Source organism: Rubripirellula obstinata (assembly GCF_001642955.1).
GTDB classification, from domain to species: domain Bacteria; phylum Planctomycetota; class Planctomycetia; order Pirellulales; family Pirellulaceae; genus Rubripirellula; species Rubripirellula obstinata.
Window position 1 is genome coordinate 1 of record NZ_LWSK01000087.1, and the last position, 24043, is coordinate 24043.

The window sequence follows — 24043 nt, forward strand, 5'->3', positions numbered from 1 at the left end:
ACCAAAATCGCAGACGCGATTCGCCACCGGGCTGGATCACCATCTGGCGAGGTTGGGCCGACCTGCAGGCCATGGTTGCGGGAGCTGATGCCCTCGAAGAGCTCAGAAGATGTGGGTAAACCTAAGGCATCGCCCCGCGCGGTTCGCCCCGCATGGACGCGCGGGGCGATGCCTGGGCTGATGAAAATGCGTCGTTGTCAACTTGTCACGACCCTTGAAAGTAGGCCGTAGCGAGCCATAGCGAGTTACGGCGGTGCGGAAATTGCCGTAACTCGCTATGGCTCGCTACGGCCTACATACATTCTACGGGGACGTAGGATGGTCACTCTTGGCCGTCTATGTGAAAATGCGGTCAAAAGTAGACAGGTCCATCATGTCATCAACGGGCTACTCGCTTAAGGGACCAATTCAAAGTGGCGCTGCGTGACTGAAAGCATCAATAACAACGGGAGCCTTAAAGTTGTCATTTGCGTCGACGAAAAAAAAACTTGAGTCTTTAGATTCACTGGAATATCTGACCTGTCAAATTCTAGCCATCGCGTGGGACTCCGTTGACCTGTCGGATCTGACCAAGATGGTCCGGCGATCGTTTCCGTGTCTGGCCGCGATCGGCAGGCCTGAGCCTGAAAAAGTAACCCAGGCAATCGTAACTCCGTTGCTACATCGCCTAAGAAAGATCGGCTACGTCGAGTTCGAGTCCAGTCGCAAATTCCAGATCCCGCTGCCGCTAGCCGATGCGATCCTGCGATCGACGATCCACGATGGAACGTTCCCCATGATGGTGGATATTGTCCAGCGATTCGCAGCCTTGAATCGCAGCGATTTTTATTCAAGAAAACCAGACGGTTGGCATCGGAATCAGCGAATCGCGTTCTATCAGGGCGACGTCAAGAGTTTTCAGGAACGAGATACCAGTGATGCGGAAAAAATCCGCACCTTGAGACTGCTGCAGCCCTTTGATGAAGTCGTCTACGAGGGTTTACCAGCCGAAATACAAGACACTTTTTGGCGTCATTATGGACCATTGCTGCTGCACACCGGCAATGGCTGTCCGAAAATGATCGAGCATGCCGAAGCTTGGCTGAAGCGATCGTCCGTCGAAGACGAAGTCGCGATTTCGGTCGGCACGGATATCGTGTTTGCCGCCGGTCGCTTGTCTTCGTTGCAACCGATCGCGAAAGTGCTAAAGAAACAACGTCCCGAACTTCTCGGTCTGGTTAGTATTCTCTGCGGCGACACAGACCAAGCGCTAAAAGACTTTGCCACCGCGATGCCCGACGCATCGCTAGAGAAAAAATCTTCTTTGACGGCTTGCCAGACGCTTGCTGGAGTTTTTTATCCACTGCTGTTGCTGCAGCAATCAGATCCCAAGGCGACCTACACGGCTCGCAAGATCATCCAGCAACGCGTCAAGCGATCCGCTTCGGACCTGCAGCAGGGATGTGAGGCGTTGTTGAGCGGATGCGATTACCTGAATGATCCGGGACTGGCTGGAAAGATTCAGACGACATGGACCGATCATCCATCGTCGCCGTTGGCAACTCTGATCAGCGGCTATGTTCGTGAGCTCTGTCTAGGCACCGACCAGCCCACTCGCGAATTGCAGAGCCTTGACGATGTCGGCAAGTTATATCTCAGCTCGGGACTGAATTGGATGGCGGCCGAAGCGATGGTTCTTGCCGGCGGCCCTGGATTGAAAAAGCCGCGATTGAAAAAGACAGGATCGAAAGAACCAGGATCGAAAAAGCCAATCAACGCCGCCGCTAAGAAACTCTACGCCGACACGGGAACGTCACCGCTGGCGGGTCAGTTTGAAGCGACACCGATATGGAAGACACAGCTCGGTGCATTGCAAACTTTTGCGGCTAGTCTTCAGCCGGCAACCACGCCTGCCAAAGCCGATGGTAAAGCGGCACCGCAAGAGTCCAATCGCATGGCGTGGTTGGTAAACATTGATGCAAATCGCAGTTACTTAAAATGTCGCCCCGTTCATCAGAGTTTTGGAAAGAAAGGCTGGACAAAAGGGCGCCCCGTTGCACTGGAGCGAATTTACGACCCCAGCCGACTCGCCGATTTCGATTTCCTGAAGCCTTACGATCGCACAATCTGTTCCGCTCTGCGCTGCGATACATCACGCGATCACTACGGCTACACGGAATATCATTACTACTTTGAAACCGCCCTGCTGGTCGAGGCCTTGGTTGATCACCCTTGCCTATTCACGGACGACGACGCTCGATCGCCGATAGAAATCGAGAAGGGGCAGGCGAGATTGGTCGTCGAACAATCGCCCGACGGTGGAGCGACGATTTCCCTGTCGCCGCAACCACGAGATCGCGAAAATAAGTTACTGGTCCAACGTGAAAGCTCGTCGAAATTCTCAATCGTCCAGTTCAGCGACGCTCAGTTAAAGTTAGCGTCGATGTTATCAAGTGGTTTGACGGTACCTGACTCGGCCGTCGATCAATTGCTCGACGTTGTGCGCCCACTGGCCCCGATCGCACCGCTGCATTCAGAGATTGAAGTGGCCGCCGATGGTGCGGAGCAAGTGGTCGCCGACAACGCCATTCACGCTCATTTGACGCCGTACGAACAGGGACTACAGGTCGCGTTTTTCACTCGCCCCTTCGGCGATTGCGGCGGCTTCTTCGTTCCTGGTCAGGGAAGTCGAACGGTCGTCACACGTATCGACGGGCAGATGCGATCAACTCGACGTGATCTGGAACAGGAATCCGCGGCGCTGCAAGCTTTGCAGAACGATTGCGAATTTTTGGTTGATCAGGCCTCTGCCGAAACCATCGACTTGCCCACCGCCGCAGAATCGCTTGAAGCGCTGCTGGATCTAGAATCGCTGGTGGAACAATCGCGGTTGACGTTGCATTGGCCAAAGGGGCAAACGTTTCGGATCGCCGGATCAGCGGACGAATCAAATTGGAACATCAAAATTGAAGGCGGCCAGGACTGGTTCGCCGCTTCGGGCAGTCTGAACGTCGATGACAAATTGGCGATCGAGATGATGGATTTGTTGGAAATGGCCAGCGCCGCAACATCGCGATTTGTGCAATTGAGCGACGGTCGGTTCGTGGCCTTGACCGAGCATTTTCGAAAACGCCTCGATGCGATGGCCCAATACACCGATCCTGGTCAGGGCCAAGTTCGGTTTCCCAGCATTCGTACGACGGCAATCGCCGAACTGACCGCAAACGCCGAACTGACCGCTGATCGCCAATGGAAAGATCAGATCAAACGGATCGAATCGGCCGATCGCGTGCGACCCAAATTACCAAAGACGTTAAACGCCGATCTGCGTGATTACCAAGTCGACGGATTCAAATGGATGACCCGACTGGCCCACCTTGGTGCCGGTGCGTGCCTCGCCGACGACATGGGATTGGGCAAAACGTTGCAGGCCCTCGCCGTGCTGCTTAACCGAGGCAAATCCGGCCCAGCACTGGTGGTCGCGCCGACATCGGTAGCGTCCAACTGGATTTCAGAGATCGCTCGCTTTGCACCGTCACTCAATCCGATTCTGTTCAGCGAAGCGGATCGCGAGACGGTGATCGCATCCTTGGGAAAACGAGATCTACTGATTTGCAGCTACGGGCTGATGGTGAACGAGGCCGAGAAATTGCAATCACGTCAATGGAGTACGCTGCTGCTGGATGAAGCTCAGGCAATTAAGAACGTGGATACCAAACGCAGTGAAGCAGCGATGGGACTGCAAGCCGATTTCCGCGTTGTGCTGACCGGAACGCCGATGGAAAACCATTTGGGTGAACTTTGGAACCTGTTTCAATTCATCAATCCAGGATTGCTCGGTTCATCGGCGTCGTTCCAAGATCGTTTTGCGATTCCGATCGAACGCGATCATCGCCGCGACGTCCAAAGGCAACTCAAACAATTGATCGCTCCATTCATTTTGCGACGCACTAAATCGCAGGTGTTGGATGAACTGCCGCCGCGAACCGAGATCACCGTCCCGATCGAATTGGGAGAAAACGAAGCTGCGATGTACGAAGCGATCCGCAAGAAGGCACTGCAGAATTTAGCGGACAGTGATGACGACCGACCGCTGCATCTGAAAATTCTTGCCGAACTGATGCGACTGCGGCGATTCTGCTGTCATCCCGATTTAGTGGACGCAGATGCGGGATTGAAAGCCGCGAAGCTCGATCGTTTTACCGAAACGGTGACGGATCTGATCGAAGCAGGACACAAGGTGTTGGTGTTCAGCCAGTTTGTCGGCCACCTGCACATTTTGCGAGATCGGCTAGACCAGCAAGAGATATCTTATCAGTATCTTGACGGCAGCACGCCTGCGAAAAAACGCAAGCAATCGGTGGACGCATTTCAGAATGGCGACGGCGATGTGTTCTTGATCAGTTTAAAGGCCGGTGGTGTGGGACTGAACCTGACGGCTGCTGATTACGTGATCCACATGGACCCCTGGTGGAATCCTGCTGTGGAAGATCAAGCGTCCGATCGTGCCCACCGCATGGGACAACAACGGCCTGTCACCGTTTACCGATTCATTACATCGGGCACCGTCGAAGAACGGATTTTAAAACTACACGAAAGCAAACGTGACCTAGCCGACAGCCTGCTCGAAGGCACCGAGTCCTCTGCCAAACTCTCGACCAAAGAACTCATGAAACTAATCCAGTAGAAAAACCGATTGAGAGAAACAACACTTCTCGGCGAACCCTACTATCGACGCCCGGCTCCGCGGTGGAGGTCAAAACTGCACGACCTCCAATCGATCTAGTGACCAATACGGGCGGTAGGAAGGCTATTTCGTCCGCTGGTTTTTTGGCAAAACGATAAAGGGGCAAAACGATGATGCGCGGTCGTCTATCGACCTGAAACAATATCGTTTTGCCCCCTCATCGTTTTGCCAAAATACGCCGCGACCATTGCTTGGATGAGCCCCAAACAAAAGGTTTGAGGGTCTTGTAGGAACTCTTGTTGGGTAGCCCTTTTTTTCCCATGTCTCGACGCAGCTTAGGAACGTCGGAACGAGACACGTTACGCAACAAGACGCCGACGACGCGTTGAAACGCCAACGATCAACACACCAAATGCCAACAGCGAATTGGGTTCGGGGATCGCGGTGACAGAAGTGGTTAGATCGTCGAAATGATACCCCATACCACCGCTGCCACCTTGCAGTGTTGCCGAACTGATTGAGTTGGCTCCGCTGTCGTCGATCAAACCGATGAAGAACGCTTGGTTGGCACCCGCGAGGACAATCGGATCCTCAAAGTCTGCGTTGACACTTTGACCGTTTGCAGTCAGGGATACACCGCTATTGTTCGGCGCGATCACAAACAATCCAACTGCTGATCGCGGTGAATCGAAGGTCAGGGTAATTATCTCGTTTTCAAAGGTTCGACTGAAATTGCCCACTCCAAGACTCAGCAGTTCGCGGCCCACATAGTTCGGCCCGCTGATGGTGTCAGTAGGGTTCTGATTGAAAATAGCGTTGAACACTGGATCGGTTTCGTAGACAACCAAATCAATCTGGCTGAAGTTTGAATCGACCGCGCTAAATGTTACTCCAGAGTCAGATCCCAGTACGACGCCCGATCCGACGGTGTCAAAATTGATCACGCTTTCCGTTGCTGAACCGAGTGCCGCTTGGTACTGCGAATACTCATCATAGGCAACCAATGCCGCTTGGCACTGGATTCCCAACCCACCATTCATCAACACACTACACGCGATCGCGATCAAAAACTTTTGCATCGTAGATTCTCTAAGGAACAAAACACATGAACATCCAACCATGTTCGGTAGTTTCATTCGACCGCCCTTTAAATGCAAGGCTCTGATCCCAGAATAGGGGTATACGGTCACCCCGGGCCATGCGTGGCCTGATGAAAATGTGTCGTTGTTAACTTCTGGCGACCGTTGAAAGTAGGCCGTAGCGAGCCATAGCGAGTTACGGCGGTGCGCACATTGCCGTAACTCGCTTTGGCTCGCTACGGCCTACATGCTGGCGATCAGGAAAATGTGCCGTTGCTACAACGTTTTATAGCGCTTCAGTTTGTGTTGTCTGCCATGGTGCAGCTTGCCCAATTTGCTGCGTTGCAATAATTTTCATCAGGCCAGGCTATGCGTCAGGCCTTAGAAAACAGAAACAGAGGGGTAGAACAGAAACAAAGTTTAGAGTGTCTTTTACGACCCGCACCGATAATCTCGACCATGGTTTCAGTCGATCTGCGTTGTGACGACAACATCGATTCGAAAATGGTCAGCTCACTTTAATGCTTAATGCTTAATGCTGCATTCACGTAGGCCGAATGGAGCCGAAGCGACATCCGGCGTTTGCATTGAGTATGAGCACTGGACGCAACGCCGGATATCGCTTTGGCTCTATTCGGCCTACAGGACTCGATGCAACAAATCACTCCGGGTCATACGCTAGGTTTGGGCTTAGCCAGCGTTCGGCTTCTCTCATGCTGACGCCTTTGCGTTTGGCGTAGGATTGGATTTGATCTTTGGTGACTCGGTCCACGGCGAAGTAGCGGGATTCGGGGTGACCGAAGTACAGGCCGCTGACTGCCGCGCCGGGGAACATTGCGTAGCTGGATGTTAGTTCAACGCCAGTTTCTTTTTCGGCATCTAGCAGGTTGAACAGCGTTCGTTTCTCGGTGTGATCGGGGCACGCGGGATAGCCGGCGGCAGGTCGAATGCCTCGATACTTTTCGTCGATCATTTGCTCTTTGGTCAGACCTTCGGATTTTCCGAATCCCCAATCCTTGCGAGCTTGTTCGTGCATGTATTCGGCGAATGCTTCGGCCAATCGGTCGGCGACGGCTTGAACCATGATGGCTTTGTAATCGTCCAATTCCGCTTTGTACGCTGCAGCCAGTTCTTCCGCACCGATGCCGGTCGTGACCACAAATCCGCCGATGTAATCTTCACGTCCACTATCGTGCGGTGCGATGTAATCGGACAGCGAACGGTAGTCGGTGGTTCCCTTGCGTTCCCATTGTTGACGCAGGCAATGGAACCGAGTTTGTTCGGCCGAACGGCTTTCGTCGGTGTAAACAATGATGTCGTCACCATCGCTGGCGGCAGGCCAGAAACCGTAGACCGCATTTGCTTTCAGTGAACCATTTTCGATCACCTGATCCAAAATCGCATTGGCGTCGTCGTAGAGTTCTTTGGCTTGATCACCGACAACAGGATCGTTGAAAATCTTTGGATACTTGCCCTTCAATTCCCAGGTCATGAAGAACGGCGACCAGTCGATGTAAGGCCGCAGTTCAGACAACGGGAAATCGGTTAGCGTCTTGGTTCCGGTGAACGAAGGCGTGTCGATTTGGACGCTCTTCCAATCGGTAGCGAATCGTTTTTCCAGAGCATCGGCGTAGGTCACCAATTTCTGTTGCCGGTCGCGATAGCTTGCAGCAAGGTTCGCTTGCGCGGCAACGTTTTCGGCGAGGTAGCCGTCACGCGAATCTTTGCTGAGTAATTTTTCCACGACACCAACGCTGCGACTGGCGTCCATCACGTGCAGGACGGGCCCGTCGTAGGCCGGCGCGATGCGGACGGCGGTGTGTTTCGCACTGGTGGTCGCGCCGCCAACAAGTAGCGGCATCGTCATCCCGGCGCGTTTCATTTCGCGGGCGACGTGAACCATTTCATCCAGGCTAGGTGTGATCAGTCCGCTTAGGCCGATCATGTCTGCGCCCTCTTTGACGGCTTCTTCCAAAATCTTTTCGCATGACACCATCACGCCAAGATCGATGACTTTGTAGTTATTGCACTGCAGCACCACGCCGACAATGTTCTTGCCGATGTCGTGAACATCACCCTTGACGGTCGCGATCAAGAACTTGCCGCGGGTGTCGTCGCTTTCGATTCCGGCGAGCCGCTTTTCTTCTTCCATAAACGGTTCCAGGTAAGCCACCGCCTTCTTCATCACGCGAGCACTCTTGACGACTTGTGGCAGGAACATTTTCCCTTGGCCAAACAGATCACCAACAACACTCATGCCATCCATCAACGGGCCTTCGATCACGTTGAGGCACTTGTCGTAATGCTGGCGAGCTTCTTCGGTGTCCTCGACGATGTACTTGTCGATGCCCTTAATCAAGGCGTGCTTCATTCGTTCTTCGATCGAATTTTCACGCCACGCCAGATCTTCGCCGGTCTTCTTTTTGCCGGTTCCTTTGACCGATTCGGCGAAGTCAAGCATTCGGTCGGTCGCGTCATCACGTCGGTTCCAGAGCACATCTTCGACGTGTTCTAGCAGATCCTTGGGAATCTCTTCATAGACTTCCAGTTGACCCGCGTTGACGATCCCCATGTCCAAACCGGACTTAATCGCACGGTACAGGAACGCGCTGTGGATTGCTTCGCGGACCCTGTCGTTGCCGCGAAAACTGAAACTGATATTGCTGACGCCACCGCTGGTCTTCGCACCGGGGCATTCTTCCTTGATCCGGGCAACCGCGTTGACGAAATCAACCGCATAGTTGTTGTGCTCTTCCATCCCCGTGGCGACGGTCAGAATGTTGGGATCGAAGATGATATCCTCGGGTGGAAAGTCCAGTTCTTCGGTCAACAGTTTGTAGGCTCGTTTGCAGATTCGCACCTTGTTGTCTTCGTCGGCGGCCTGCCCTTCTTCGTCGAAGGCCATGACGACGGCGGCGGCACCGTACTTGCGAACCAATTTTGCACGTCTCAGAAATTCTTCTTCGCCGTCTTTTAGCGAGATCGAATTGACGATCGCTTTGCCCTGCAAATTTCGCAGTCCAGCTTCTAGCACTTCCCACTTGCTGCTATCGACCATGACAGGCACCGACGAGGCAACATCATCACCCGCGATCAAACGCAGAAAACGCGTCATCGCTTCGGCACCATCAAGCAACGCATCGTCGAAGTTGATGTCGATGATCGTGGCACCATTTTCCACTTGCTCGCGGGCGACCTCGACGGCCTCTTCATACTTCTCTTCGCGAACCAGCCGAGCGAACTTGCGGCTGCCGGTGACGTTGGTTCGTTCGCCGACCATCGTGAATGGAATTTCCGGACGCATGACCATCGGCAACGTTCCGGACAGCCGGGTCAGGGCCGGGATGGAAGTACGCTGTTTAGGTTTTCGGCCTTTAATTTGGTCGGCCATCGCAGCGATGTGGTCGGGCGTTGTGCCACAGCAGCCGCCTAAAATGTTGACCCAACCATTGTCCGCATACTCGCCAACCTTTTTAGCCATGGCGGCCGGCCCAAGATCAAACTGCCCCATTTCATTGGGCAGACCTGCGTTGGGATGGCAGGAAATCGGAATGCCAGCGACTTTGGAAAGTTCTTCGATGTGCGGCCGCATGACGTCTGGGCCGAGGGCGCAGTTCATGCCGACCGAAAGAAGCGGGAAGTGATTGATCGCTGTCCAGAAAGCTTCGACGCTTTGAGCGCTGACAAAGGTTCGTCCACCATCGGCGAACGTTCCCGATGCCATCACGGGCACGACGCGTCCACCGCCGTCAAAGTAATCCTGAATCGCAAACAGGCATGCCTTCAAGTTCAATGTGTCGATCGCGGTTTCGGGCAACAGGATATCGACACCTGCTTCGCATAGTGATTTCACCTGAGCGCGATAGCTGTCAACCATTTCCATGAAGGTCGTATCGCGGTGAGCCGGATCTTCCTTGGTGCTGATCGCCAATTGACGCGTGGTTGGTCCGATCGATCCGGCGACAAAACGCGGTTTGTCGGGCGTGATCTCGGTCCACTTGTCGGCGGCCTTGCGGGCACACGCGACCGCGGCGTGATTGATTTCGTCCACCATTTCCAGCGGCAGATCGAATTCGACCATACCGACGGGCGAGGCACCGAAGGAGTTGGTTTCGACGATGTCGGAACCAGCCTCGTAATAGGCGGCGTGAATGTCGGTGATCTTTTCAGGATGAGTCAGACAAAGAATGTCCGAAAAATTCTTCAGATCTTTGTTGTGGTCGGCAAATCGTTCACCACGCACCGCCATTTCGTCGAGCTGCAACCGCTGGATCATCGTCCCCATCGCTCCATCGAGCAGCAAAATACGCTCGCGGATCAGTTCGGAGACCAGAGAATCGGGTGCTTGGGCAGCGGGAGGCGAGGTTTGAAGCATTTTGGTTCGCGGGAAACTGCAAATCACGAGGAGAGAAAGAAGACGGGCAAGTCACGGGGAAACGTCATTGCCGATGTGTTTCCCGTCATCTTCCTAGCCGGACAACAAAACAGCAAGCCGAACGGCGCAATAGAACTGCAAATTTACGGTTGAAATGGGCATTTTCGATGCATTCTTCATCGTACTGAGGAATTATCCCGAAACAACTTCGTCAGATTCGATTCCCCTAAATCTCATTCCGAACGCGAAAGCAAGGGATTTCCGCGTCAAACAAGATCCCTCGCTTACGCGTTCGGGTTGGGAAAAAGGGGAAGTTATTGAAGTTAATCCGGGGCAGCCCCAAAAGTAGGCCGTAGCGAGTAAAGCGAGTTACGGCAGGGCTGCAAAACGCCGTCACTCGCTCCACTCGCTACGGCCTACAAAAATCTTGCCGATTTGGATGCCTGCACCCCATCGGCCACGTTCGACGATTTTCATCTTGCTCGAGGCGTCACATTTTAGCTATTCCGCAGATTCCTAAAGATCCCGCCAAGGGGTTCCCGAAACCTGAAGTGTGCCGCTTCGTTTTTAACCGCAGTCCCAGTTCTTCATCATGAACCAACCCAATACTGGCTCGTCAAACGATCACGATCAGATCACACCGCGACTGTTTCGCTTGCGTGACCTGCATCCGAGCAAGAATCCCGCTAAATCACCAGCGGCACCCTCAGTCGTCGCTCCACAGGTGCAAGCTGAGCCACCGTTTCAAGCCGAGCAAACGACTCTTCAGTATTCGCCAGCATCTGCGGAATCGCACGGTATCGCTGATGAACCCGGTATGACTAATCAGACAGCGTACGAGTCATCCGAACAACTGAAATCTCGCGAGCGGATTGAGCGACATCTCGATGCCAGTCCAGAGGGACGCAGTTGGATGGAATCGGCACTCGCCCACCGAAAGGTCTTGGTGCTACTGCTGCTTGCCATCAGTGCAGCACTATGGACAAGCCGTGAAGATGCAAGTCGTGAGGGTTCCGGACAGCAGCAAGCCAATCCCGATTCAGAACTTTCCCTAGCAAATGGGACTCTTGAATTTGATCCAACCCAGTTTGATGCGGGAACGCTAGTTGACGAGGGTCAAGATTTCTTCCCGACGGAGAACACTGTCGATTCTGGGTCCCAAGGTTTGGCCGCAAACACAAACAGCAACGCCTCGAACTCAAACGCGTCCTCACCCGCAATCGCAGAGAACTCACCAGCGCTGGCAAGCAACTCGCTTGTTCCCAATCCGGTCAGCACCACAACAAGCTCCGCTGCATCAACTAGACTTAGCGAACCATTGGCTGCAACGGGCGATGAAAATGCAAGCGCTGGCAACGTCGCGATAGCTTCTTCAGCCCCGAATACTGAACCAGCGATGTCGCAAATTCACAGCACAGGACTGACGGTGGAAGCAGTTTCCAGCAGAACACCACGCGACCCTGTTTTTAATGTCGCCAGCTCCGCGAATTCGGCGGAGCCAGACAACGACATGTTGAACGTCGTGGCGGACACGGCACCTCGCCAACAAGAAACGGAATTGACTTTGCAAAACTCCACGACGCCCAACGGTGTCGCCGACTGGCTGAAGTATCTTCCTGCTCAGCCGTAAGTTCAATTCAAGATCGACTGATTGATTCCCTCGCCCTCAAAATCCCATCGCAGAAGTCACCATGAGTTCCACCGGCCAAGCTTTTGTCAAATCGTTTGCACGACGAAGCCAAACGAATTCAACCAATAGATCCGCGACTCAAACTACCGAGAAAACGGTCAGTCCGTCGCGATCCGAGCGACTGGCAATCGCCGACAGCGATGCTGCTGCCACCAATGCAGCGGAAATGCGATCCGCGGAACTGTGGGTGGATTCGTTTGATGACACCCAACACCGAATTGATCAAGCATCTGGTTCCGTTTCTGCACCGCATCTTCATTCCAGCTCGGTGCAACAGAATTCCAGCTCGGTGCAGCAAGCAAGCACAGCCAATGATGTCAGTGGCTCACAACCAGCAGGCGAATCGCCCGAAGCGATCTTGTCGGCACGCATCGCCAAAGCCTTGCAACCGAGTCAAGTCGAGACGCAGTCGATCCCACGAGTCGCTGATACTTTGGTTACCGACACAGAGCCTGCCGAAGAAATTCAACAGTCGCCACAGCGGTTAAGTGAAGCTCAAACCAACGAGCCTCTGCGTGCTAGTTGGGAAGTGGAAGTGTTCGACATTCCCCAGCCGGTCGCCGATCTTTTTTTCGATGAATCACTTTTTCAAGATTTGTCGGATCGAATGAAAGAGGCATCGCAGGGCGGCCTGCGAACGATGTTAATGACCAGCGCGTTGGCTGGCGAAGGACGCACCACCGTTGCGATCGGTGTCGCTTTGGCTGCTGCGGCTTCGGGACTTCGCGTGGCGCTAGTGGACGGTGATTTAGCCGAACCAACATTGGCCGAAGAATTGCGGTTGGACCTGGACCATAGCTGGGTTGAATCTGTTCGACGCGGCGTCCCAATCAAAGAGATTGCAGTCCACGCGGTCGAAGACAATCTAACTTTGATCCCGCTGCTGCCAACCGATTCAGGAAGACAAGCCACGGCGGTCGAATGTGCTCAAATGATCGAAACGCTGAAGCCTTCATTTGATCTGATCGTTGTCGATGGCCCGACTGCGGACGCAAGAGACATCCGCATGTTGGGTTCGGCGATCGACAGCGTGATCATCGTTCACGACGTCAATCAAAGCAGCGACTCAGCGGCCGACCTACTTGCCGCCCGCTTGCAACGAGCCGGAATCGACGGCGTCGGCATCGTCGAGAATTTTGCCTAGCGCGAACGGCATTCGCTCGTTAACCCGCGAGGGCATCGCTCCGCGAGTTCGGGGCCAGCACAACGCGCGGGGCGATGCCTAGGCTGACGAAAATGTTTGCGTGGAGGGAAACTGGATGGCTTTGGGGATTTGTGGCTGACCGGCCTCGGTGTTGATTGCAAATTGCAAAATGAACACTGAAAAATGTAAATTGACCAGCAAATACCGCTTCCCAAGAATTTTCAGTTTGCAATGTTCATTTTGCAATTTGCAATGTTCAACTGGTTCGCGAAACACATCACCCACCGCGTTTGCATCAGCCTAGGCGATGCCCAGCGCGGCTAAACGAACTGACTCGTTGGAGGAGAAAATGCATTTTCTGGCCCGGCGAATCCGCCGAATTCCTTTGCCATCGAAAACAAAGCTGTCCAGCATTGAGTTGAACAAAAAGTCAGGCCCTGGGGAGCGGGTGGCTAGCCACTGGCGTGTTTGTTTTTGCGGTGTTTTTGCAGGTTTCTGATGGTAGAGCACAATTCGGGCCAAAATCCGACGGGCTGGCCTTTTCAGAATTGGGGTGGTTTGTTATTTTTCGAGGGTGATCATCGGCCAACTGTTTCGCTTCGCGACGTCTTCCCTTCCAAAAAACTCCGCCGGACTTCGGAAAAGTCTCGGTGGGGCGGGGGAAAGTGCATCTTTCCCGCGCTCGCAATCCCCTGCAATAGACGCGGATTCCGCACTCACGGATATCACTAGCGTCTGTGACTTTGCGCTCACCGTCTACGCCTTGGCCGGCATCTCAAACGCAAACACTCAAATCCGGATTTTTCAACCGAACTGGTTGATTTAGCCCGATTCAAACCCTTCGCTCCAATGCATTTGCCCGACCACGGTTTTTGCTGACGAGCCACATCAGGAGCTTTCTTACACGATGGCAACCACCAGCAAGCGACGACTGGAACCTACCGATGTCCGCCACTTTGGCACCGGATTGGGCGGGAATTTCGAACTGCCCGATTTGACCGCATTGCAAACCGCTTCCTATGCCGATTTTTTGCAAGCCGATGCGGATCCCCGTAATCGCAAGGATCACGGCCTGGAATCCGTGCTGAAAGAAATTTTTCCGATCAGCAGCTATGACGGCAACACAACGCTGGAGTATTTGCACTATGAATTGGGTAAGCCGCGTTACACCAGCCAGGAATGTCGCCAACTGCGGATGACTTACGGTTTGCCGCTGCGGATTTGGTTGCGTCTGAATCGCGAAGAGCCATTGGAAGAGGAAGTCTATCTGGGCGATTTGCCTATCATGCTTGGTGGTGGTGAATTCATCATCAATGGTGCCGAGCGCGTTGTTGTGTCGCAATTGCACCGCAGTCCCGGTGTTGACTTTGTGCTCGAGCAAGACACCACGACTGATCGCAAGTTGCCATCTTGCCGCGTGATTCCCGAACGTGGTTCGTGGATCGAAGTCAACGTGACGAAGAAAGATGCGTTGACGGTTCGAATTGACCAGTCAGGTAAGTTCGCCGCCACGACTCTATTGCGTGCGATGGATCCGAAGTATTCGACCGACTCGGATATTTTGAACGCATTCTACGAGACCAAGACGGTCAAGATCACAGGCGAGAAGACTGCGGCGAAGATCGAAGGCATGATCGCGGTTGACGATGTGGTTTACCCATCGGGTCACGAGCGTGCTGGTGAAATTATCATTGAAGCGGCTTACAAGATCACCAAGGAAATTGCCGAAACGATCTGCACTGTCGATGTCAAGCAAATCGACGCGATGGATTCGCCCAAGGTTCCGTTGATCTTCCACACGTTGGCTGAAGATAATACCGCCAGCCACGAAGAAGCTCTTTTGCGGATTTACCAACGGCTGCGTCCGGGTAACCCGCCGCAATTGGAAAAGGCTCGCGTCTTGTTCCAAGAGAAGTTCTACGACGACAATCGTTATCGCTTGGGCAAGGTCGGCCGTTTCCGCCTGAACCGCAAGTTGGACTTGGGTGTGCCCGAAAGCGAAATGTGCTTGCGTCCCGATGACATGATCGAAGCGATTCGTTACCTGATCGAATTGTTCGATGCGGATAGCGATGCGGAAATCGATGACATCGACCACTTGGGCAACCGTCGTCTGCGAACGATTGACGAACTGGCTAGCGAAGAACTTCGCAAGGGTTTCCTGAAGCTTCGCCGGACCGTTCAAGAGCGGATGTCGATCAAGGATGCGACCGACATGTCGCCTCGATCGTTGATCAATCCCAAGTCCGTTTCCGCAGCGATCGATTTCTTCTTCGGCCGTGGCGAACTTTCGCAGGTGGTTGACCAGACGAACCCGCTATCGCAGTTGACTCACGAACGTCGTTTGTCGGCACTCGGCCCTGGTGGTTTGAACCGCAAACGTGCTGGCTTTGAAGTTCGCGATGTTCACATTTCTCACTACGGTCGTATTTGTCCGATTGAGACTCCTGAAGGTACGAACATTGGTCTGATTTCGTCGTTGGCAATTTTTGCGGGCGTCGATGATTACGGATTCCTGGTCACGCCTTACCGCAAGATCAAAGACGGCAAGGTGACTGACCAAACCGTTTGGTTGCGAGCGGACGAGGAAACCGAAGCCTTCGTCGCACCGGCCGATACCGAGGTCAACAAGGGTGCCCTGGTTGCTGGTCCTAACATGATCGCTCGGGTCCATAGTGACTTCCAAATCGTCCAGCCTGAACAGGTGGATTACATGGACGTCGCACCGGCACAGATGGTCGGCGTGTCAGCCGGTTTGATTCCGTTCCTGGAACACGATGATGCAAACCGCGCGTTGATGGGATCGAACATGCAGCGGCAAGCCGTGCCGTTGTTGGTTGCCGAACCACCGATTGTTGGTACCGGAATGGAACGCGAAGTCGCACGTAACAGTGCAATGGTCGTTCGTGCCCGCCGAGCAGGCAAAGTGACCTACGTCGATTCGACTCGCATCGAAATCGGCAGCGATCACTATGATTTGAAAAAGTACCAAGGTTTGAACGAACGAACCTGTCAAAACCAACGCCCGATCATTTCGCTTGGTGATAAGGTTGAAAAGAACCAAATCATCGCCGACGGCGCTGCGACCCTGAACGGCGAATTGGCTCTTGGCCGAAACGTCTTGGTTGGGTTCATGTCGTTCGATGGTTTCAACTACGAAGACGCGATCATCATCAGTGAAGAATTGGTGCGTGCGGATACTTACACATCGATTCACATCGAAGATTTCGACGTGGAAATTCGCGAAACCAAATTGGGCCGCGAAGAGTTCACTCGCGACATTCCAAACGTTTCCGAAAAAGCACTTCGCAACCTCGATGACGGTGGCGTGGTCAACGTTGGTACTTACGTGAAGCCTGGCGACATTTTGGTCGGCAAGGTTTCGCCCAAGAGCAAGACTGAATTGACGCCGGAAGAAAAACTGCTTCACGCGATCTTTGGTCGTGCCGGTGAAGACGTCAAGAATGATTCACTAGAAGTGCCATCGGGCATCGAAGGCATCGTGATTGACACTCATAAATTCAGCCGCCGGATGTCTCTTTCCGAAGAAGAGCGAAAGGAATTCGAGCGAGAACTGAAGGAAGCGGAAACCGAAGGCAACGAGGAAATCGCTAGCACCTTTGAATCCTTCGTCCGTGAAATGGAAGAAGCCGCTGGTACCAAGTTGAAGGACGCAACTGGAACGCCACTGGCCGACGGACAAGATCCAAAGTTTGTTGCCGAACGAGCGACTTCGTTCCGCATCGATCACGTGTTGGATCAGGTCAAGGGCGACGCCAAGACATCCGCAGTGGAAGAGACCTACAAGCAGCAATGGCCGAACGTTGAAAAATCGATCGATGATCGTGATCGCAAACTGAACTCGATGAAGCGTGGTGATGAACTTCGCAGCGGCGTGCTTCAGATGTGCAAGATCTATGTCGCAACCAAGCGAACGATCAGCGTCGGTGACAAGATGGCCGGTCGTCACGGAAACAAGGGTGTGATCGCCAAGATCCTGCCCGTCGAAGATATGCCGTTCCTGCCCGATGGAACGCCGATTCAAATCATGCTGAACCCGCTGGGCGTTCCGTCGCGGATGAACGTGGGACAGATTTTGGAAACGCACCTCGGTTGGGCTGGTGCCAAACTTGGCTTCCAAGCGATCACGCCTGTGTTTGATGGTGCGACCGAAGAAGACATCAACAAGTGTTTGGCCGAAGCCGGTTTGCCGGCTCACGGTAAAATTCGTTTGACCGATGGCCGAACGGGTGAACCGATGGAACAGGAAACCACGGTTGGCTACATCTACATGTTGAAACTTCACCACTTGGTCGACGACAAGGTCCACGCACGCAGCACCGGTCCTTACTCGCTGATTACCCAGCAACCACTTGGCGGCAAGGCTCGCTTTGGTGGTCAACGGTTCGGCGAGATGGAAGTATGGGCATTGGAAGCATACGGTGCCGCTTACATCCTGCAGGAACTTCTGACCGTCAAGTCCGACGATGTGGAAGGTCGAACCAAGATCTACGAATCGATGGTCAAGGGCGAAAACACGCTCGAAGCCGGAACGCCAGCGTCGTTCGACGTGCTGACGAACGAGATTCGCGGTTTGGCATTGAACATGCAGCTAGAAAAGCGACCGATTTAAAGAAGCGATTAGCTTTTAGCGGTTAGCTATTAGCTTTGTCGCTGAGCGGTAGACGTGCATTGGAGATCAATCGCGTCCCCGCCCACCCTGCCAAACAAATCGCCGTGGTTCGCAAGCTCCATGGCCTATTCATCAAAACGCAACATTTAAATAGCTAATTGCTAAACGCTAACAGCTAAGGGCTTTAAAATTATGTCAAACGGCGAATCCAGCAGCTACGATCGCATCAACGATTATGCATCGGTCAAGATTTCACTCGCCCGCCCCCAAGACATCAAAAGTTGGTCGTTCGGCGAAGTTAAAAAGCCGGAAACGATTAACTACCGAACCTACCGTCCCGAAAAAGACGGTTTGTTCTGCGAGCGTATTTTCGGACCTGAAAAGGATTGGGAATGTGCCTGCGGCAAGTACCGCGGAATGAAGTACAAGGGCATGATCTGTGACCGCTGTGGCGTCAAGGTCACTCACAGTCGCGTGCGTCGTAAGCGAATGGGCCACATTGAATTGGCCGCGCCCGTCGTTCACATCTGGTTCTTCAAAGCGATGCCCTCACGCTTGGGCAACTTGCTGGACATGAAAACCAGTTCGATGGAAAAGGTGATCTACTTCCAAGATTACGTCGTCATCGATCCAGGCGAAACCGAACTGGAAGCTCGCCAATTGCTGACCGAAGAAGAGTACCGCGCCGCGCGGACTCAGTACGGTCCCGGTTCATTCGAAGCCGACATGGGTGCCGAAGCCGTTCGCAAATTGCTGAACCAATTGGACTTGGTCACGCTGTCGGACAAGCTTCGCGTCGACCTTGCCGAAACTGGATCAAAGCAAAAGAAGAAAGACCTGATCAATCGCTTGAAGATCGTTGAATCGATCCGCGACAGTGACAACCGTCCCGAGTGGATGGTGCTGGACGTCGTGCCCGTGATTCCTCCGGATTTGCGTCCACTGGTTTTGCTGGACAGCGGCAACTTTGCAACGTCCGACTTGAACGATCTGTATCGCCGGATCATCAACCGAAACAATCGTCTGCGTAAGCTCGTCGATTTGAACGCTCCCGAAGTCATCATTCGTAACGAAAAGCGAATGTTGCAACAGTCGGTCGATGCGTTGTTTGACAACAACCGTTGCAAGCGACCTGTGTTGGGGTCGTCAAACCGGCCGCTGAAATCCTTGACCGATATGATTAAGGGTAAGCAAGGTCGTTTCCGCGAAAACTTGCTGGGCAAGCGAGTCGATTACTCCGCACGTTCAGTCATCGTGGTCGGACCTCGTTTGAAGCTGCACCAATGTGGTCTGCCTAAGAAGATCGCGCTTGAACTGTATCAGCCGTTCATCATTCGTCGTCTGAAGGAGCTCGGACACGCCGACACGATCAAGTCGGCCAAGAAGATGCTCGAACGAAAAGACGAAGAAGTTTGGGACATTCTTGAACAGGTCATTAAGAACCACCCCGTGCTTCTAAACCGAGCACCGACGCTTCACCGAATGGGTATCCAAGCGTTCGAACCGGTGCTGGTCGAAGGCAACGCGATTCACTTGCATCCATTGGTTTGCAAGGGCTTCAACGCTGACTTTGACGGTGACCAAATGGCCGTCCACTTGCCGCTTTCGATCGAAGCCCAAGTCGAAGCCCACACGTTGATGATGTCAACCAATAACGTGTTCGCACCATCGAATGGTAAGCCGATTATGAGTCCTTCGCAGGACATCGTGATGGGTTGTTATTACCTGACTTTGATGCTGCCCGATCAAAAGGGGGAAGGCATGGTGTTCAGCGGTTACGAAGAAGTCGATATGGCTTACTCGCAGGGCATTTTGCAGATTCACAGCAAGATCAAGATGCGTTTGCCGCGTCACCAGAAACTGAAAACTACCGAAGGCATCGGCACCTACGGCGAGATCATCGAAACCTCGCCCGGTCGCGTTCGCTTCAACGAAATGCTGCCCGTCGGAATGGACTACTACAACTTCACCATGAAGAGTGGTGACTTGGCGAAATGCATTAGCGATTGCTACCAACGCCTCGGTCGCAAGGCAACGATTCACGTCTTGGACGACATGATGCAGTTGGGCTTCCGCGAATCCACCAAGTCGGGTCTGTCGTTCGCGACCGATGACTTGGTCACGCCGGACACCAAACAAGACTTCATCAAGAAGGCCGAAAAGGAAGTGATGAAGCTGAAGAAGAACTACGAACGTGGTTTGATGTCGGGCGGCGAACGTTACAACCACGTGTTGGACGAATGGACCGCGGCTCGCGAATTAATCACGACCGACATGATGGAAGCGATGAAGAACGACATTCGCGAAGGCGGCTGGTACGTGAACCCCGTTTACCTGATGTCGCACTCCGGTGCTCGTGGTGGTATCGAACAAATTCGTCAGTTGGCGGGCATGCGAGGTCTGATGGCCAAGCCTACGGGTGAGATCATCGAAACGCCGATTAAGGCGAACTTCCGTGAAGGCCTTTCGGTTCTTGAATACTTCTCATCCACCCACGGTGCTCGTAAGGGTCTGGCCGATACGGCTTTGAAAACTGCTGACTCGGGTTACCTGACTCGTAAGCTTGCCGACGTTGCCCAAAACGTGGTTATCACGATGGACAATTGCGGCACCACGCAGGGCATCACCAAGGGTGTTGTCTATCGCGGTGAAAAGATCGAAGTCTCGTTGGTCGATTCGATCAATGGTCGCGTTAGCCGCAAGTCGATCGTAAACCCTGTCACCGACGAAGTCATCGTTTCGGAAAACGAGATGATCACGCCAACGATCGCTCGCAAGATCGAGGAAATGGGCTTGGAAAAAATCCAAGTGCGTACCCCGATGACCTGCGACGCACCGCTGGGTGTTTGCCGTTGCTGTTACGGAATGGACATGTCCACCGGATCCATGGTCGAAGAAGGCATGGCCGTCGGTATCATCGCGGCTCAGTCGATCGGTGAACCCGGTACTCAGTTGACGATGCGTACCTTCCACATTGGTGGTTCAGTATCCAAGCAAACCGTCGAATCAGATTTCAAGAGTAAGAAAGCTGGTGAAGTTCGTTTGACTCGGGTTCGTGGCGTTGAAAACAAAGACGGCGAATTGGTCGTCCTGAACCGTAACGGTGAAATCACGTTGGTCGATGAACGCGGTCGCGAAATTGAATCTTACCCAGTGCCAACCGGTGCAACGTTGAAGGTTGCCGAGGGCGGCACGGTCGAAGAAGGCGCGGTTCTTTGCGAATGGAACCCCTACTCGATTCCGATTCTTTCGGAAGTCACCGGGATGGTGAAGTTCGAGGACATCGTCGAAGGCGAAACCGTTCGGTCCGAACGCGAAGCTTCCGGTAACACTCGGATGATGGTGATCGATCACAAGGGTGACCTCCACCCACAGATCGTGATTCAAGACGAAACCGGTCGTAACCTTGACGTCATCTTCCTGCCCGAACGGGCTCAGGTGATGGCGAAGGCCGATCAAGCAATCAAGCCTGGTGACGTGATCGCTGAAATGCCTCGTGAAGCGGGTGGTGTTTCCGACATCACCGGTGGTCTGCCACGAGTCACCGAGATCTTTGAAGCTCGTAAGCCCAAGGATCCCGCCGTGATCGCCGAAGTCGATGGCGAAGTCGAAATTCTTGCCGAGCGTAAGCGTGGTAAGCGAACGATCATCGTCCGCAGCGAATCAGGCATCGAACGCGAACACTTGGTGCCACACGGAAAGCACTTCCAAGTTCACAGTGGTGACTTGGTCAAAGCTGGACAAGCATTGGTCGATGGACCGTTGGTTCCTCACGACATTCTTCGAGTGTCGGGTGAAGAAGCGGTTCAGCAATACTTGCTGCATGAGATCCAACAGGTTTACCAATCGCAAAAAGTGGAAATCAACGATAAGCACTGCGAGATCATTATCGCTCGCATGCTTCGCAAAGTGAAAGTGGAAACCGCTGGCGATACCAACCTGTTGCCCGGCAGCGTGATGGATCGTTTTCACTTCCGTAAAGCAAACGAAGAAATGACCACCTGTTTGAAGATTGCCGCACCCGGCGACAGTGATTTCAACGAAGGTCAAATCGTGCCGAAGGAAACGTTCGAGCAAACCAACGCCGAGATCGAAGCGATGGGTGGAACGCCAGCGAAGGGCAAACGGCCCAAGAGTGCCACGGCATCGACTCAGTTGCTGGGGATTACCAAGGCAGCGGTTCAGTCGAATAGTTTCATCAGTGCAGCATCGTTCCAAGAAACCACCAAGGTGTTGACCGAAGCGGCATTGGCCGGCAAGGTCGATAAGTTGGTCGGGCTGAAAGAAAACGTGATCCTGGGTCACTTGATCCCAGCGGGTACAGGTTTCCGAATCTTCCAAGAATCGGAAGTCAATTACCGCCGCGAGGCTTTGGAAGCACTTTCCGAAGCACCGGTTTCGACGTTGGAAGAAAGCTTCCCGCTGCTCAATGCAGAGGAAGGTGCCGTGGCCTCACCCGAAGCCTCGGCTCCTGCGGCACCACCGGAAGCTCAGGCACCACCGCAAGCCTCGGCTCCCGACGAAGGTCCCGCACCCACGCTAGACCAAATGCTCGGCGGCCAAGACTGATTGTTTCTTAGCTATTGAAAACACGAAGCCGTGTGGAGCATTGCGACACACGGCTTTTTCGTAGGCCGGAACAAGTGCGGCGCAGTTCCGACATCCTTCAAAGTTCGAACATGCAATTGCCGAAACTGCGCTGCGCTGCGTTTGTTCCGGCCTACATCATGACTCCCCACAAAGCTCTCCAGCAATACTTCGGATACGAAAACTTCCGAACGTCTCAATCGAGCGTGATCGATCATGTGCTGGGTGGTAATCACGCGATGGTCGTAATGCCAACGGGCATGGGAAAATCTCTGTGCTACCAGATTCCTGCGTTGGTCAGCGATGACCTGACGCTAGTTCTGTCACCGCTAGTGGCGCTGATGAAAGACCAAGTGGACGCGCTTGTCAGCCGAGGAATAGACGCGGCATTCATCAATTCATCGCTCGACCGGGAAACTCGATTGCAGCGCTACGACGAAGTGGCGGCTGGTAAGTATAGAATTCTATACGTTACACCGGAGCGTTTTCGTAAAGCGGATTTCTGCGAGATCATGCGCAGTCGCAAGGTCGGATTGCTGGCGATCGATGAAGCTCACTGCGTCAGCCAATGGGGACACGACTTCCGGCCTGATTACTCACGAATTGCAGAGATTCGCGACCTGATTGGCAATCCGACCACGATCGCTTTGACGGCTACGGCAACGGCCGAGTGTCGCGATGACATCTACCGCGTCATCGGCATCGAATCGTCACAGATTCGATTATTTCATGAGGGAATTGATCGCCCTAATTTGACGTTAGACGTGTGCCCGGTTTTAGATGAAGACGAAAAGGTGCAGCAGATCGTAGAAACGCTTCGCAGCGACCAATACGCCGGTGGCAGCGTGATTCTGTACTTCTCGTTGATCAAAACACTGCAGCGAATCAGTGATCAGTTGTTTCGCCAAGGCGTCGATCACGTTTGTTACCACGGTGACCTCAATCGCGGTCAGCGGAGGCGGATCCAGGACGATTTTATGACTGGCGACGCCGATGTGGTGTTGGCAACCAATGCGTTTGGCATGGGCGTCGATAAATCTGACATCCGCATTGTCATGCATGTCGAAACGCCCGGTTCGATTGAATCGTATTACCAGGAAGTTGGCCGCGCGGGCCGCGACGATCGCCCGAGTCTTTGTCGATGGCTTTACGACCAAAGCGACTTGATGACTCAAATGCAATTCATCGAATGGTCCAACCCCGACGCGGATTTCTACGGCCGCGTCTACACAATGCTAACCGAGAACAACGAACAATGTCGCGCCTTCGGTTTGCAATGGATGAACGAACGCCTGCAAAAGGTCAGCCGCCACGACCATCGGCTCGCGACAGCCATTTCAATGCTGGACCGGCAAGGCGTCATCGCTGGTCCACGCGAACCCGAATGTTTTGAATTACTGAGCGATCTACCCACCTTCTTTCGAGACGAAGATCAACTGGCTGAAAAGAAACGCCGCGACCAAGAACGCTTGTACGCGATGGTCCAATACGCGGCGTGGGAAGGAGACCGGAAAGAGTTCTTGAACGACTATTTCCTGGGCTAGGGAATTGTTACGGAACGACTTCCCGGTTTTGTTTTCAGCAAAATGGGGGCGTCAGGCAACGCCGTGAACAGTTTTGGTCCCGGCAAACACGTGTTAGGAACGAGCGGGGAATCAGTGTCGGCTTTCGCAGGGGACGTCGCCTTAATTACTGCCGGATTGGTGTCGTCACTCATCCCGAGGGAAGTCGAACAGATCAATGCAAATTGTCGTTGATCGATCCACGATCATAACGCGGGTGAATAGTCCCGGCGGGCCGGAAGCTCTCTGCCGGGGATGTAAATCCCCGGATGGCAGCGTTATCTCTCACTTTTTCTCTGTAACCAAT

8 protein-coding genes are annotated in these 24043 nt (G+C 53.6%); 6 read left to right on the plus strand and 2 right to left on the minus strand.

From position 1 onward, the window contains the following. Window positions 1-460 precede the first annotated feature (460 nt). The gene (locus RC85_RS18265) at window positions 461-4666 is read left to right on the plus strand and encodes a DEAD/DEAH box helicase (protein ID WP_068265434.1); all 4206 of its coding nucleotides are present in this window, start codon (window positions 461-463) and stop codon (window positions 4664-4666) included. A 359-nt stretch (window positions 4667-5025) separates the two neighbouring features. On the opposite strand, the gene RC85_RS18270 is transcribed toward RC85_RS18265, so the two are convergent. Together RC85_RS18270 and metH are read right to left on the minus strand one after the other, a co-directional pair. After that, entirely contained in the window at window positions 5026-5745 is a 720-nt protein-coding gene (locus RC85_RS18270) for a PEP-CTERM sorting domain-containing protein (RefSeq protein ID WP_068265435.1), read from the minus strand. A 661-nt stretch (window positions 5746-6406) separates the two neighbouring features. Further along, window positions 6407-10120: a methionine synthase gene (gene metH / locus RC85_RS18275; protein WP_068265437.1), complete on the minus strand. Its 3714-nt coding sequence runs from the start codon at window positions 10118-10120 to the stop codon at window positions 6407-6409. Window positions 10121-10712: 592 nt separating this feature from the next. On the opposite strand from metH, the gene RC85_RS18285 reads away from it, so the two are divergent. The 5 genes from RC85_RS18285 (at window position 10713) to RC85_RS18310 (ending at window position 23718) form a co-directional block, all read left to right on the plus strand. Continuing rightward, a complete protein-coding gene (locus RC85_RS18285) occupies window positions 10713-11750 on the plus strand; it encodes a hypothetical protein (protein ID WP_068265441.1) in 1038 nt (345 codons plus the stop codon). Window positions 11751-11811: 61 nt separating this feature from the next. After that, window positions 11812-12954 (plus strand): tyrosine-protein kinase family protein, encoded by a 1143-nt coding sequence (locus RC85_RS18290; RefSeq protein WP_068265443.1) that lies wholly within the window; start codon window positions 11812-11814, stop codon window positions 12952-12954. 907 nt (window positions 12955-13861) lie between these two features. Further along, window positions 13862-17587 (plus strand): DNA-directed RNA polymerase subunit beta, encoded by a 3726-nt coding sequence (rpoB, locus tag RC85_RS18300; RefSeq protein ID WP_068265447.1) that lies wholly within the window; start codon window positions 13862-13864, stop codon window positions 17585-17587. A 192-nt stretch (window positions 17588-17779) separates the two neighbouring features. After that, window positions 17780-22156, plus strand: coding sequence for a DNA-directed RNA polymerase subunit beta' (rpoC, locus tag RC85_RS18305; protein WP_068265448.1), 4377 nt, complete (start codon window positions 17780-17782; stop codon window positions 22154-22156). A 110-nt stretch (window positions 22157-22266) separates the two neighbouring features. Continuing rightward, complete coding sequence (locus RC85_RS18310; protein WP_068265449.1) at window positions 22267-23718, plus strand: RecQ family ATP-dependent DNA helicase; 1452 nt, start codon at window positions 22267-22269, stop codon at window positions 23716-23718. Window positions 23719-24043 lie beyond the last annotated feature (325 nt).

Bases quoted from the DNA above. Each gene is read 5' to 3' on its own strand.
- RC85_RS18310 (WP_068265449.1), top strand. From the start codon at position 22,267: ATGCAATTGCCGAAACTGCGCTGCGCTGCGTTTGTTCCGGCCTACATC.
- rpoB (WP_068265447.1), top strand. From the start codon at position 13,862: ATGGCAACCACCAGCAAGCGACGACTGGAACCTACCGATGTCCGCCAC.
- RC85_RS18270 (WP_068265435.1), bottom strand. From the start codon at position 5,745: ATGCAAAAGTTTTTGATCGCGATCGCGTGTAGTGTGTTGATGAATGGT.
- RC85_RS18290 (WP_068265443.1), top strand. From the start codon at position 11,812: ATGAGTTCCACCGGCCAAGCTTTTGTCAAATCGTTTGCACGACGAAGC.
- metH (WP_068265437.1), bottom strand. From the start codon at position 10,120: ATGCTTCAAACCTCGCCTCCCGCTGCCCAAGCACCCGATTCTCTGGTC.
- RC85_RS18285 (WP_068265441.1), top strand. From the start codon at position 10,713: ATGAACCAACCCAATACTGGCTCGTCAAACGATCACGATCAGATCACA.
- rpoC (WP_068265448.1), top strand. From the start codon at position 17,780: ATGTCAAACGGCGAATCCAGCAGCTACGATCGCATCAACGATTATGCA.